This is a genomic window from Nocardia sp. NPDC052112 (genome assembly GCF_040680135.1).
Taxonomy (GTDB): Bacteria; Actinomycetota; Actinomycetes; order Mycobacteriales; family Mycobacteriaceae; genus Nocardia.
In genome coordinates, this window is record NZ_JBFAWD010000005.1 from 217,077 (window position 1) to 229,836 (window position 12,760).

The 12,760-nt window shown below is 67.0% G+C and carries 9 protein-coding genes; 1 reads left to right on the forward strand and 8 read right to left on the reverse strand.

Going from position 1 to position 12,760, the window contains the following annotated elements:
* Positions 1-71: 71 nt before the first annotated feature.
* From obgE to AB0L58_RS11955, 8 genes are all read right to left on the reverse strand, one after another.
* Positions 72-1,526 carry a GTPase ObgE gene (gene obgE / locus AB0L58_RS11920; protein WP_364385194.1) on the reverse strand — a complete coding sequence of 485 codons (1,455 nt, stop codon included), beginning with the start codon at positions 1,524-1,526 and terminating at the stop codon, positions 72-74.
* Positions 1,527-1,681: 155 nt separating this feature from the next.
* Complete coding sequence (gene rpmA, locus AB0L58_RS11925; protein WP_063047669.1) at positions 1,682-1,948, reverse strand: 50S ribosomal protein L27; 267 nt, start codon at positions 1,946-1,948, stop codon at positions 1,682-1,684.
* 40 nt (positions 1,949-1,988) lie between these two features.
* Entirely contained in the window at positions 1,989-2,300 is a 312-nt protein-coding gene (rplU, locus tag AB0L58_RS11930) for a 50S ribosomal protein L21 (protein WP_040687720.1), read from the reverse strand.
* Positions 2,301-2,645: 345 nt separating this feature from the next.
* Positions 2,646-5,885 (reverse strand): translation initiation factor IF-2 N-terminal domain-containing protein, encoded by a 3,240-nt coding sequence (locus AB0L58_RS11935; RefSeq protein WP_364385197.1) that lies wholly within the window; start codon positions 5,883-5,885, stop codon positions 2,646-2,648.
* Positions 5,886-6,371: 486 nt separating this feature from the next.
* Positions 6,372-6,788, reverse strand: coding sequence for a nucleoside-diphosphate kinase (ndk, locus tag AB0L58_RS11940; protein ID WP_040687718.1), 417 nt, complete (start codon positions 6,786-6,788; stop codon positions 6,372-6,374).
* A gap of 45 nt (positions 6,789-6,833) precedes the next feature.
* A complete protein-coding gene (locus AB0L58_RS11945) occupies positions 6,834-7,277 on the reverse strand; it encodes a DUF4233 domain-containing protein (RefSeq protein ID WP_364385201.1) in 444 nt (147 codons plus the stop codon).
* 88 nt (positions 7,278-7,365) lie between these two features.
* Entirely contained in the window at positions 7,366-8,736 is a 1,371-nt protein-coding gene (locus AB0L58_RS11950) for a folylpolyglutamate synthase/dihydrofolate synthase family protein (RefSeq protein ID WP_364385648.1), read from the reverse strand.
* Positions 8,737-8,822: 86 nt separating this feature from the next.
* Positions 8,823-11,537, reverse strand: a complete 2,715-nt coding sequence (locus AB0L58_RS11955; protein ID WP_364385204.1) for a valine--tRNA ligase — start codon at positions 11,535-11,537, stop codon at positions 8,823-8,825.
* A 528-nt stretch (positions 11,538-12,065) separates the two neighbouring features.
* On the opposite strand from AB0L58_RS11955, the gene AB0L58_RS11960 reads away from it, so the two are divergent.
* Positions 12,066-12,746 carry a hypothetical protein gene (locus AB0L58_RS11960; protein WP_364385207.1) on the forward strand — a complete coding sequence of 227 codons (681 nt, stop codon included), beginning with the start codon at positions 12,066-12,068 and terminating at the stop codon, positions 12,744-12,746.
* Positions 12,747-12,760 lie beyond the last annotated feature (14 nt).

The window sequence follows — 12,760 nt, forward strand, 5'->3', positions numbered from 1 at the left end:
AACTGAACCGCAGCACTCGTCGAGACGCCGTGCCAGTCCCCGGCGCAGACCACAAGCCCACGGCGTCCACGCTATTCCTCGTCATCCTTGACCAGACCGCGCCGCACCCGCGAGGCGTGCTTGCGTTCGGCGGCACTGATCCGGTCGTTCTGCTCCAGGCGGATATCGGTGCCTCGACCAGTAGGCACCATATCGATGCCCGCGGAGATCTGCGGCTCCCAGTCGAATGTGACATCGCCGATGGTGACCGGCGCACCGGGCTGCGCGCCCTGCTTCACCAGTTCCTCCTCGACGCCGAGGCGAGCCAGGCGGTCGGCGAGGTAGCCGACGGCTTCGTCGTTGTCGAACTGGGTCTGGCGCACCCAGCGCTCCGGCTGCGGCCCACGCACGATGAAGCCGCCCGGCTCCTCGGGATCGGCGATCACACTGAAGCCGGTCTCGTTCACCGCGATCGGGCGGATCACCGGACGCTTCGGCGCCGCCTTCGGATGCGCGGTCCGATACTGCTCGACCATCTCCGCGAGCGCAAAGCTCAGGGGGCGCAGGCCCGCTCGGCTCACCGCCGAAATCTCGAAGACCGGCCAGCCGCGTGCGGTGAATTCGGGCGTGACCATCTCCGCCAGCTCGGCGGCATCGGGCACATCGACCTTGTTCAGGATCACCACGCGCGGCCGATCCGCCAGATCACCGAGCCCGGTATCGGCATCCAAAGCCGGTTTGTAGGCGGCGAGTTCGGCTTCGAGCGCATCGACATCGGAGACCGGATCGCGTCCCGGCTCCAGCGTCGCGCAGTCCACGACATGCGCGAGCACCGCGCAGCGCTCCAGGTGCCGCAGGAAATCCAGCCCGAGCCCGCGGCCCTCGCTCGCACCCGGAATCAGTCCGGGTACATCGGCGATGGTGAAGGTGGTGTCACCGCTGGAAACCACACCGAGATTGGGCACCAGCGTGGTGAACGGGTAATCCGCGATCTTCGGCTTGGCGGCCGAAAGCACCGACACCAGCGAGGACTTCCCGGCCGACGGATACCCGACCAGGCCCACATCGGCGACGGATTTCAACTCGAGGACGAGATCGCCCTCCTCGCCCTCCTCACCGAGCAGTGCGAAACCGGGCGCCTTGCGCGCCTTGGAGGCCAGCGCGGCATTACCGAGTCCGCCGCGACCGCCACGGGCCACGATGAACTTATTGCCCGAACCGACCAGATCGACGAGCACCTTGCCGTCGTCGTCCAGCACGACAGTGCCGTCGGGCACCTTCAGCACCAGGTCGGTGCCCTGCTTACCGTCGCGGTTGCTGCCCTCGCCTGGCTTGCCATTGCTCGCCTTGGCGTGCGGATGGAAGTGGAAGTCCAGCAGGGTGTGCACATTCGGGTCGACCTCGAGGATCACATCCCCGCCGCGTCCGCCATTACCGCCGTCCGGTCCGCCGAGCGGCATGAACTTCTCGCGGCGCACGGAGGCGCAGCCGTGACCACCCTTGCCCGCACGCACGTGCAATACGACACGGTCGATGAATTTGGACATGTCCGAATCATCCTCCTCGGTGGTAGCCGTAGCGACTGCTTGCAGGTCGCTCGAAAGGACCTGCTGTATGAGAACGCGATCTTTCGAGAACGCGAAAAGCGGGCCAGGGAATACACCCTGACCCGCTCAGCTGTTTCTGGATCGGCTAGAGGCGGTCAGGCCTCGGCCGGCTCCGGAACCACGATGTTGACGGTCTTGCGGCCGCGCTTGGTGCCGAACTCGACCTTGCCCGCCGCCAAGGCGAACAGGGTGTCGTCGCCGCCACGGCCGACGAGCACGCCGGGGTGGAAGTGTGTGCCACGCTGACGAACCAGGATCTCGCCCGCCGAAACGGTCTGGCCACCGAAACGCTTGACGCCGAGTCGCTGGGCATTCGAGTCGCGACCGTTGCGCGAGCTGGATGCACCCTTCTTATGTGCCATTTCTGAACTCCTGTGAAGTAATTCGAGAAAGCGCGGAGGCTTACTTGATGCCGGTGACCTTGAGGACCGTCAGCGGCTGACGGTGACCCTGACGCTTGTGGTAGCCGGTCTTGTTCTTGAACTTGTGGATGCGGATCTTCGGGCCCTTGGTGTGCTCGACGACCTCGGCGGCCACGGACACCTTGGCCAGCTTGTCCGCATCGGTGGTCAGCTCGGCGCCGTTCACCACGAGAACCGGGGCCAGCGCCACGGACGAACCCGGCGCACCCTCGATCTTCTCGACCTTCACCAGGTCACCGACCGCGACCTTGTACTGCTTTCCGCCGGTCTTGACGATCGCGTACGTTGCCATCGGTCGGCTGCCCTTCTTCCTGTCATGCGCGCGGCTCGTGCTCGCGCGGCTGTGTGCTCCCGCCCGGATGACTCCGGCTGGAAACCACAGCACTCTGGTCTGGTAGTCACCGCCGCCTCAGCAACCTGATGGCTCTCGGCTTCGAGCCGAGTCACGAACACAGCGCACATGAGCGCTGTCGCCGGGCAGCGACTGTCCAAGATTACAGGACGGGTACCACCCCGACCAAACCGGTGCCTCGGACCAGCTCACGGTCCCGGCCACCGGTCGGCCGCGACCGTCGAACGCGGGAACCCCCGTCGCGAACTGCGGCGGGGGTCCCCATTCGGATCCGATGGTGGCGAATCAGTTCGCGTCGTCCACCGGCGGTCCGGCGGGACGACCGACGGCCCGGCGACGCGGCTTGCGCGTCGGCACCACGACCGGCATATCCGCCGTGTAGTCCACCGCGGGCGTTGCGGATGCCTGATCAGCCGTCGGCAGCACGAACACCGCGCCCGCGCTATCCACGGCCGGCGCGGCGGCCGAACGCGCCACGCGACGTCTGCGGCCGGCCGAACGGGGTGCCACCGGTTCCGGCGCACCGTTGGCCGAGACGACGGGGGCGGCTGCGGTCACAGCCTGCTCAGCCGCGGGCTCGGTGACCGCAACGGTTGCCGCTGCCTCGGACGTCGCAACGGGCTCAGCGGCCGCGACCTCCGCAGACGCGGGCTGGACGGCTTCCACCGCCAACGCTTCGGCTACTTCCTCGGCCACCGCCGCCGCGACTTCCTCGGCCACCGCCGCGACAGCTTCGTCGACCACGACTTCCTCGACCACGCCCGCAGTCGAGCCGGCGACGGCGACGGCTTCGGTCACAACCGCCTCGGCTTCGGCCGCAACGCTGTCAGCCACGGCGACCTCACCCTGTGCCTCGGGCTCCTCGCCGTGCGCGGCCTCCTCGGACTGATGTGCCGCCATTGCCAGCGCGACCGGATGCGCCCGCTTGACCGCGATCTCCGCCTCGTCCGCCTCCGCAACATGTCCGGTGCCATTGCTGGCAGCGGCAGGCGCAGTCGCCGCCGCACTCTTGTCCCGGCCACGGCGCCGTCGCGATCCGGTCTCCCTGCCGCCGCGTGTGGCATCTTCGGTCGCGGTGAGCTCCACCGGATAGGTGTGCACGATGATGCCCCGGCCATGGCAATGCTCACAGGTCGACGAGAACGCTTCGACCAGACCGGTGCCCAGCTTCTTGCGAGTCATCTGCACCAGGCCCAGCGAGGTCACCTCGGAAACCTGATGGCGGGTGCGGTCGCGACCCAATGCCTCGGTCAGCCGGCGCAGCACCAGATCCCGGTTCGACTCCAGCACCATGTCGATGAAGTCGACGACGATCATGCCGCCGATATCGCGCAACCGCATCTGGCGCACGATCTCCTCCGCGGCCTCCAGATTGTTGCGGGTGACCGTCTCTTCCAGGTTGCTGCCGCCCGCACCGGTGAACTTGCCGGTATTGACGTCGATGACCGTCATCGCCTCGGTCCGGTCGATCACCAGGGTGCCGCCCGAGGGCAGCCACACTTTGCGATCGAGCGCCTTGGCGAGCTGTTCATCGATCCGATAGGTCTCGAAGACGTCGACGCCGTTGTTCTCGTGCCGGGAGACCCGGGCGAGCATGTCCGGCGCGACCGTGCGGATGTAGTTCTCGACGGTGCTCCAGGACCGCTCACCCTCGATGACCAGCTTGGAGAAGTCCTCGTTGAACAGGTCACGGATGACCTTGACCAACAGGTCCGGCTCTTCGTACAGGGTCTGGGGCGCGCCGTTGTCCTTGCCCTCGGCGGCCTTCTCGATGGTGCGCCACGTCGCCTGTAGCCGCTCCACATCGCGAGCCAATTCGGTCTCGCTGACGCCCTCCGACGCTGTGCGGATGATCACCCCGGCATCGGCGGGCACGATATCGCGCAGAATCTCCTTGAGTCGCTTGCGCTCGGTATCGGGCAGCTTGCGGCTGATACCGGTGGACGAACCGCCCGGCACGTACACCAGGAAGCGTCCGGCCAGACTGATCTGGGTGGTCAGCCGGGCGCCCTTGTGCCCGACGGGATCCTTGGAGACCTGGACCAGCACCTGATCGCCGGGCTTGAGCGCCTGCTCGATCTTGCGCTCCTTGCCGCCGAGACCGGCGGCCTCCCAATTCACCTCACCGGCGTAGAGCACACCGTTGCGGCCGCGGCCGATATCGACGAAGGCCGCCTCCATCGAGGGCAGCACATTCTGCACCTTGCCGAGGTAGACATTGCCGACCATCGACGCGGAGCCGGTATTGGTGACGAAGTGCTCGACCAGGATGTTGTCCTCGAGCACCGCGACCTGGGTCGCGGTCGGATGGTCCGAGAATGTCTTCTCACGCACCACCATGACCCGGTCCACCGCCTCGCGGCGAGCCAGGAACTCCGACTCGGTCAGGATCGGCGGGCGCCGGCGACCGGCCTCGCGACCGTCGCGCCGACGCTGCCGCTTGGCCTCGAGCCGGGTCGAACCGGTGATGCCCTGCACCTCGTCGACGGTGGCGCGGGTGCGGCTCTTATTGCGCGGCTCACGCTCGTGCACGACGGTATTCGGCGGGTCGTCATCGGAGACGCCCTCGCCATCCGCGCCCTCTCCCGCCACCTTGCGGCGACGACGGCGACGTCGACGACGGCTCGAACCCTCCGGCACACCGGATTCGTCGTCCTCGGTCTCGGTGTCGTCGCTGGGTTCGGCCTCGGCCTCGCTCTTGGCGGCACGCTGCGCGGACTGCTCGTCCTCGGCGGTCTCCTCGGCGGCTTCGGTGTCGTCGGTGTCGGATTCGGTGTCGGTGTCGGTGTGCTGTTCACCACGGCCACGGCCACGGCCACGGCGGCCACGCCGACGGCGACGCGGCTGATCCGCCTCGCCCTGCTGTTCGGTCGACTCGTCTTCGGCGGTTTCGGTCTCTTCCTCGACGGCCTCGGCCTCGGCCGCGGCCTCCTCGGCGCGACGGGTTTCACGCTTGGCCCGACGCTGCCGGCGCGCCTGTTCGGCGGCCTCGGCGTCCGGCGGGAGGAACAGCGGTGCGGCGACCGAAGCCGCCGCGGCCTCGAAGACGACCGGCGTCGCGACATGCGGCTCCTGCGGAACCGAATGGGTGAACAGCTGCGCCGACGGCTGATGCGCCGCTGGCTGCTCCCCTGATGGCAGCGACCCGGACTGGTCGACGACCCGGTCCGGCGCGGAGAAGATGGGCCCCGGCTCAGGCGCGGCCGCAACCGGCTCAGGCTCAGGCGCGGCCGCAACCGGCTCGGATTCTGGCGCCACCGGCTCAGCCGCAACCGGCCCTTGTGCGGCGGTTTCAGGCGCGGCGGCCTCGGATTCCACCGTGCCGAGCGCTTCGCGGACCGATTCCGCTACCGCTCGATCGACATTCGACTGCGCACTACGTGCGTCGGCACCCAACTCGGCGAGCTTGGCCAGGATGCGTTTGCTGGTTACCCCCAGCCGCTTGGCAAGCGCGTGAACTCGGATTCGCTCCGGCAATTGTTCGGCATCCTGTGATGTTGTTGTCAGCGGCTCTTGATCGGCCACGAAGTCTCCTCGGGTCCCCGGGCGCGTCCCTCCTGGCAGGAGTGACGCGGCCGACGCGGGGGCACTGTCCGTTCACCTCACGCGGTTGGCGCAAGGTCAATTGGTCTCGCCCCGCATGCCCCGTTAACACCATGGTTTTCGTCGGTCGGGCTAACTGGTCACGCGGCGCCTGGCTGTTGGCTGAACTCCACGGCGCGAGCGCTCATCCAGCGTGCCGACGCGAACTTCCGGCCCCAGCAACGGGCCAGCTGTTCGTGGCAGCGATGATCGGCATCGAACCGCAGCGTCATCCGGTTACCGTCCGGCACCGATCATCCGCGTACCTGCGCGAACAGTCAGTGTCGTCAGCAACCACAGCCAGTATCCCACACCGTGCGGCGACGTCTCGCCATCGCCGCACGACTTCACCTCGCTGGCGCTCGGCTTCGTCCTGTGACGAAGCCGACTGAGCTGCCTGTTCGCGCAGCTCACGCCCAGGGCCCGGGATCAGGCAGGGAACTCGGGAAACCAGAGCGCGATTTCCCGCTTGGCCGATTCCGGCGAATCGGAGCCGTGCACCAGGTTCTCCTGGGTCTCCAGCGCGAAGTCGCCGCGAATGCTGCCGGGGACGGCCTTCTCGACCGGATCGGTGCCACCGGCGATCTGACGGAACGCCGCAATGGCGCGCGGACCCTCCAGAATGGCCGCGACGACCGGGCCGGAGGTGATGAACTCGATCAAGGAACCGAAGAACGGCTTTTCGGCATGTTCGGCGTAGTGGCCGCGCGCCAACTCGTCGGATACCTGCTTCAGCTCCAGGGCGGCGATCTTCAGGCCCTTGCGCTCGATCCGGGCCAGCACCTCACCGACGAGGCCACGGGCCACACCGTCGGGCTTGATGAGTACCAACGTCTGCTCAGTCACGGCGCACAGCCTAATGGGCACTACCCCCGGTTACCGAACCGGCGGCTACGAAGAGCCCTGGATGCGTTGACTGGGCAGCAGACCGAGTTCCATCCGGCGCTTGACGTCGGCGCGCAGCACCAGGATGAAGCCCCAGACGACGGCGAAGAAGACGCCCATCACGCCGATGGACAAATGCACGAAGACGCCGAGGATCAGCAGGACCTGCAGGGCCAGATTGAACGGGATGGCCCATGGGCGGCGTTGCAGTCCGGCACCGAGAATCATCACCAGCGCCAGGAGGACGAGATAGCTGCCGGAGAACCAGCCGATACCGCCGCCGACGGACGCGACAACGGGCAGTGCGAGCAGCACCGTGATCGCCTCGAGGATCAGCGTGCCCGCCATGACACCGCGCAGACCCTTCCACGGGTCGGTGGCGGGCGGGGGGACCTGCGGCTCGCCGTCGGCTCGTTCGGGCTCGGCGGCGTCGCCGGTTGACTCGGTCACGCTATCTCCTTACCACTTACGCTGTGCCCATCGCGGCATTCGCGGGGCCCGCGGTGGTTACGCGCACTGCCTCCTCCGGGCCTGAGACTCATGCCGGATCCTTCCCGAACAGCGCCCGAGCCGCGCCCGCTGTGACGACCGAACCGGTCACCACGACGCCCGCACCGGAAACCATCTCCCCCGCATCGCCGACCTCCTCGGCAATGGCAATGGCCGTTTCCAGCGCATCGGGCAGGGTCTCGGCGATGACCACCCGTTCGTCGCCGAAGCGCTGTACGGCGAGGTCGGCGAGGCGTTCGATATCCATGGCGCGCGGCGAACCGTTGTTGGTGACGACGATCTCGTCGAAAACCGGCTCCAGCGCGTCCAGCATGCCTGCCACATCCTTGTCGCCGAGCACCGCGACGACACCGACCAGCTTGCGGAAATCGAATTCCGCGGTCAACGTCGCGGCCAGCGCCCGCGCACCCGCCGGATTGTGCGCGGCGTCGATGAAGATGGTCGGCGCATTGCGCATGCGCTCCATCCGGCCGGGGCTGGTGACGCTCGCGAACCCGGCACGCACCGCCTCGATATCGAGCTGCCGATCCGCACCCGCGCCGAAGAACGCCTCCACCGCGGCGAGGGCGAGCACCGCATTGCGGGCCTGATGCTCACCGTGCAGCGGTAGGAAGATCTCGTCGTAAACCCCACCGAGGCCCTGTAATTCGAGCTGTTGGCCGCCGACCGCGATCTGGCGGCCCAGCATCCGGAACTCCGAGCCCTCACGCGCCACCGCGGCGTCGACCTCGACGGCCCGACGCAGCAGCACATCCATGGCCTCGGGTTCCTGTTCGGCGATGATGACGACGGTATCGCGCGGCACCAGGCTCTCCGGGGCACGTTTGATGATCCCGGCCTTCTCACCCGCGATGGACGCGAGATCCTCGCCGAGGAAATCGGTGTGATCCAGACCGATCGGTGTGATCACCGCGACCTGTCCGTCGATGACATTGGTCGCGTCCCAACGGCCACCCATCCCGGTCTCGACCACCGCGACATCCACCGGTGCCTCCGCGAAGGCGGCATAGGCCATGCCGGTGAGCACCTCGAACTTGCTCATCGCCGGACCGTCCGCGGCGGCGGACTGCTTATCGATCATTTCGATATAGGGCAGCAGTTCGCGGTAGGTCTCCACGTACTCGGCCGGGGTGATCGGCATGTTATCGATGCTGATCCGCTCGGTGGCCAGCTGCAGATGTGGGCTGGTTATCCGGCCGGTGCGCCGGTGCAGTGCGGTCAGCAGCGCATCGATCATCCGGGTCACCGAGGTCTTGCCATTGGTGCCCGCGATGTGGATGGCCGGATAGCTCCGCTGGGGCTCGCCGAGCAGATCCATCAGCGTCGCGATCCTGGTGAGCGATGGCTCGATCTTGGTCTCCGGCCAGCGCTGGTCCAATTCCGCCTCGACCAACGCCATTTCGGCCAGATCGACCGGGGACGGCCCCGATCCGAGCCGCCGGTTCGGATGCTCGTCGTCGGCGTACTGCGGCTCCGGTTCGGTGTTCATTTGCCGCTCAGTTCCGCGAGCCGGACGCCGATGCGCGCGACCTCGGCCTCGGCGACATCGCGACGTCCCTTGATCTTGTCGACCACCTGATCCGGCGCCTTGGCCAGGAATGCCTCGTTACCGAGTTTGGCCGTGGTGGTCGCCAACTCCTTCTCGGCCGTGGCGAGGTCCTTCTCCAGGCGGCGGCGTTCGGCGACCAGGTCCACGGCGCCGGAGGTGTCGAGCTCGACCGTCACGGTGGTCCCGCTCAGCCGCACTTCGACCGAGGCGGTCGCGGCGAATTCGGCACCGGGCTCGGTGAGCCGGGCCAGGTTGGTCACCGAATCGTGCAGTCCGGTGAGACCCGCGGCGTCCAGGCCGATCAGCTTGGCCGCCACCTTCTGCTTATCGGCCAGCCCCTGATCGCTGCGGAAGCGACGGATCTCGGTGATCAACCGCTGCGCATCCGAAATCCGTTGTGCGGCGGTGCCATCCGTGGCCACGCCGGTGGCCGCCGGCCAGGTGGCGATGACGACGGACTCGCCGCCGGTCAGCGCCCGCCACAGCGCTTCGGTGACGAACGGGATGACCGGATGCAGCAGCCGCAGCACCGCATCGAGCACATTGCCGAGCACGATGCTGGTCGACTCGGCACGCGAACCACCGGCGGCGAACTGCACCTTGGACAATTCCAGGTACCAGTCGCACAGCTCGTCCCAGGCGAAGTGGTACAGCGCCTCGCACGCCTTACCGAATTCGTAGGCGTCGAAGGCCGAATCCACCTCGGCGCGAACCTGTTCGAGCCGATCGATGATCCAGCGGTCGGCGTCGGTGAGTGCAGTGCCGTTTCGAGCGACCTGCAAGCAATCGCTAGCGGCTCGATCGGGCAGCGTGCCCGGCTGCGCGCCGTTCATGAGCGCGAACTTGGTGGCGTTGAACAGCTTCGTCACGAAGCTGCGCGAGGCGAGAGCATGCGATTCACCGACCGAGAGGTCACCACCGGGCTGCGCACCGCGCGCCAGGGTGAAGCGCAACGCGTCCGCGCCGTAGGAGTTGATCCAGTCCAGCGGGTCGATGCCGTTACCCCGCGATTTGGACATCTTCTTGCCGTACTGGTCGCGAATCAGGCCGTGCAGGAACACATCCTTGAACGGCACCTGCGTCGCGCCGCCCTTACCCGCGGTGAGCACGTGATCGTCGGAGACGAAGGTGCCGAACATCATCATCCGGGCCACCCAGAAGAACAGGATGTCGTAGCCGGTGACGAGAACGCTTGTCGGATAGAACTTCTGGAGCTCGTCGGTGGCATCCGGCCAGCCCATGGTGGAGAAGGGCCACAGACCGGAGGAGAACCAGGTGTCGAGCACATCCGGGTCCTGCACCCAGCCCTCGGGCGCGGTCTCGTCCGGACCGACGCAGACCACCTCGCCGTCGGGGCCGTACCAGATCGGAATGCGGTGGCCCCACCACAGCTGCCGCGAGATGCACCAGTCGTGCATATTGTCGACCCATTCGAACCAGCGCGGCTCCTGGCTGGTCGGGTGAATCACGGTGTCGCCGTTGCGAACCGCGTCGCCGGCGGCCTTGGCCAGCGACTCCACCTTGACCCACCACTGCATCGAAAGCCGCGGCTCGATCGCCTCACCGCTGCGCTCGGAATGCCCGACGCTGTGCAGGTACGGCCGCTTCTCGGCGGCGATCCGGCCTTCCGCGGCGAGCCGCTCGCGCACCTTGACCCGTGCCTCGAACCGATCCATACCGTCGAATTCGGTTCCGGTGCCGGTGATTCGGCCGCGCTCGTCCATGATGCTCGGCATCGGCAGATTGTGCCGCAGGCCCATTTCGAAGTCGTTGGGATCGTGCGCGGGCGTGATCTTCACCGCGCCGGTACCGAATTCGGGATCGACGTAGTCATCGGCGATGATCGGGATCCGGCGTCCGGTGATCGGATGTTCGAGGGTGCTGCCGATCAGATCCTTATAGCGCGGATCCTCCGGATGCACCGCCACCGCGGTATCGCCGAGCATGGTCTCCACCCGGGTGGTGGCCACGATCACGTGCGGCTCATCGTCTTTCAGCGAGCCGTAGCGCAGCGATACGAGTTCGCCCTCGACATCCTCGAATTTGACCTCGATATCGGAGATGGCGGTGCGCAGTTCCGGCGACCAGTTGACCAGGCGCTCGGCCCGGTAGATCAGGCCCGCGTCGTAGAGGCGCTTGAAGATGGTCTGCACGGCCCGCGAGAGCCCGTCGTCCATGGTGAAGCGGTCGCGGCTCCAGTCGACGCCGTCGCCGAGCGCGCGCATCTGCCACTGGATCTGTCCGCCGGATTCCCGCTTCCAGTCCCAGACCTTGTCGATGAACAGTTCGCGGCCGAAATCTTCCTTGGTCTTGCCGTCGACCGCGAGCTGCTTCTCCACGATGGTCTGGGTGGCGATGCCGGCGTGGTCCATGCCCGGCAGCCACAGCACCTCGTAACCCTGCATGCGCTTGCGGCGCGAGAGGGTGTCCATCAGGGTGTGGTCGAGCGCGTGGCCCATGTGCAGGCTGCCGGTGACGTTCGGCGGGGGCAGCACGATCGAGTAACCGGGCTTGTCACTGGCGGAATCGGCCGCGAAGTAGCCAGCCGCTACCCAGCGCTCGTACATCTCGGCCTCCACCTCGCTGGGGACCCAGCTCTTGGGGAGGGCATCGGCACGATTACGCGAGTTGTCAGGGGCTGCGCTGGTCACCCCGGCATTCTAGTGGTCGTGCCCGCTGAGCTCCTAAAAGGGGCGGCGCAGAAAGAAGGCGGAGTCTTCGGTGGATGAGGGACACCGAAGACTCCGCCTACACCTGGAGAGCTTACCGCCGAAACCGGCCCGAGCCCCGAATCCACAACTAATTCTCAGCTTCTTGAAGGGTTCTTAACGCAGTCACCGGACCGGCACCTTCTTCCGCCCCTGACGGGCGGGTCTGGCGCCCATGAACCGGGATGTGACGCTCGCCGGATGCGGTGGCTCCACACCCCCGCGCGAGTGGCCGTCGTCAACGTGATGAACGCGAGCGCGACGCTATCGCCGAACAGTGCCAGCGCCGCGCCCGCGGTGCGCAAAGTTCAGGCCGCAGCCTTGGCACGCATCGCGGCAGCCGCATTCTCTCCGGCAGTCCGATACATGCGTCGAAACAATGGGCTGAGTGCCCTGGTCCCTGGAAATATTCGGTGAGAATCAGGGTTTTCCCTGTTGCCGAATCGAATCGTGCTGGGGAGCCTGGAAGGGGTGAACCCTCCGCTTGATTCGCCCGATCCCGGTTCGCAACCGCGACTGCCCGAGATCCGGGTTGTAACACCGGATTCCGTGCACGATCTGCGCGGCCATGTGATCGAGGAATTGCGGTATCCGGCGAGGGCGGCGCTGGTCGTGGCCGGTATCCCGGGAGCTGGCAAGAGTACGGCGTTGCGATTGTTCTTCGGTGCGCAGGCAGATGCCGAGGAGCCACCTCGAGGCCCCGATGGCTCGGTGGTGCTCGATTCGCACCATTCCCGAAATCGGTGGCGGCGCAAGCTCGGTCGACTTCCATATCCGCTGTGGCGGCCGGTCGTGCACGTCACGCATTACGCGGGAATCCGGACCGCGCTGCGGGACGGTACCGGACCGGTGGTGATCCACGATTGCGCCACCTTCGGCTGGGCAAGACGAATGATCGGTTACTGGGCCGAGCGCTACGGCCGAGAGTTACATCTGATCCTGCTCGATGTGCCCGCTGGTGTCGCACGTGCCGGTCAGCACACCCGTGGACGTCGGATCAATTCGATCGCCTTCACCCTGCACTGCCGACGCTGGAATCGCCTCATCCGCGCCGTCGACGCCGGCCGTCCGCCACCGCCCGAGCCGGTCTCGACGGTCATCCTCGACCGAACTACCATCGACCGCCTCGGCCGGGTCGGTTTCGTGGCTTGACGGTGGCGCCGTAG

Bases quoted from the DNA above. Each gene is read 5' to 3' on its own strand.
- obgE (WP_364385194.1), bottom strand. From the start codon at position 1,526: ATGTCCAAATTCATCGACCGTGTCGTATTGCACGTGCGTGCGGGCAAG.
- rpmA (WP_063047669.1), bottom strand. From the start codon at position 1,948: ATGGCACATAAGAAGGGTGCATCCAGCTCGCGCAACGGTCGCGACTCG.
- rplU (WP_040687720.1), bottom strand. From the start codon at position 2,300: ATGGCAACGTACGCGATCGTCAAGACCGGCGGAAAGCAGTACAAGGTC.
- AB0L58_RS11950 (WP_364385648.1), bottom strand. From the start codon at position 8,736: ATGGCGTTGGTCGAGGCGGAATTGGACCAGCGCTGGCCGGAGACCAAG.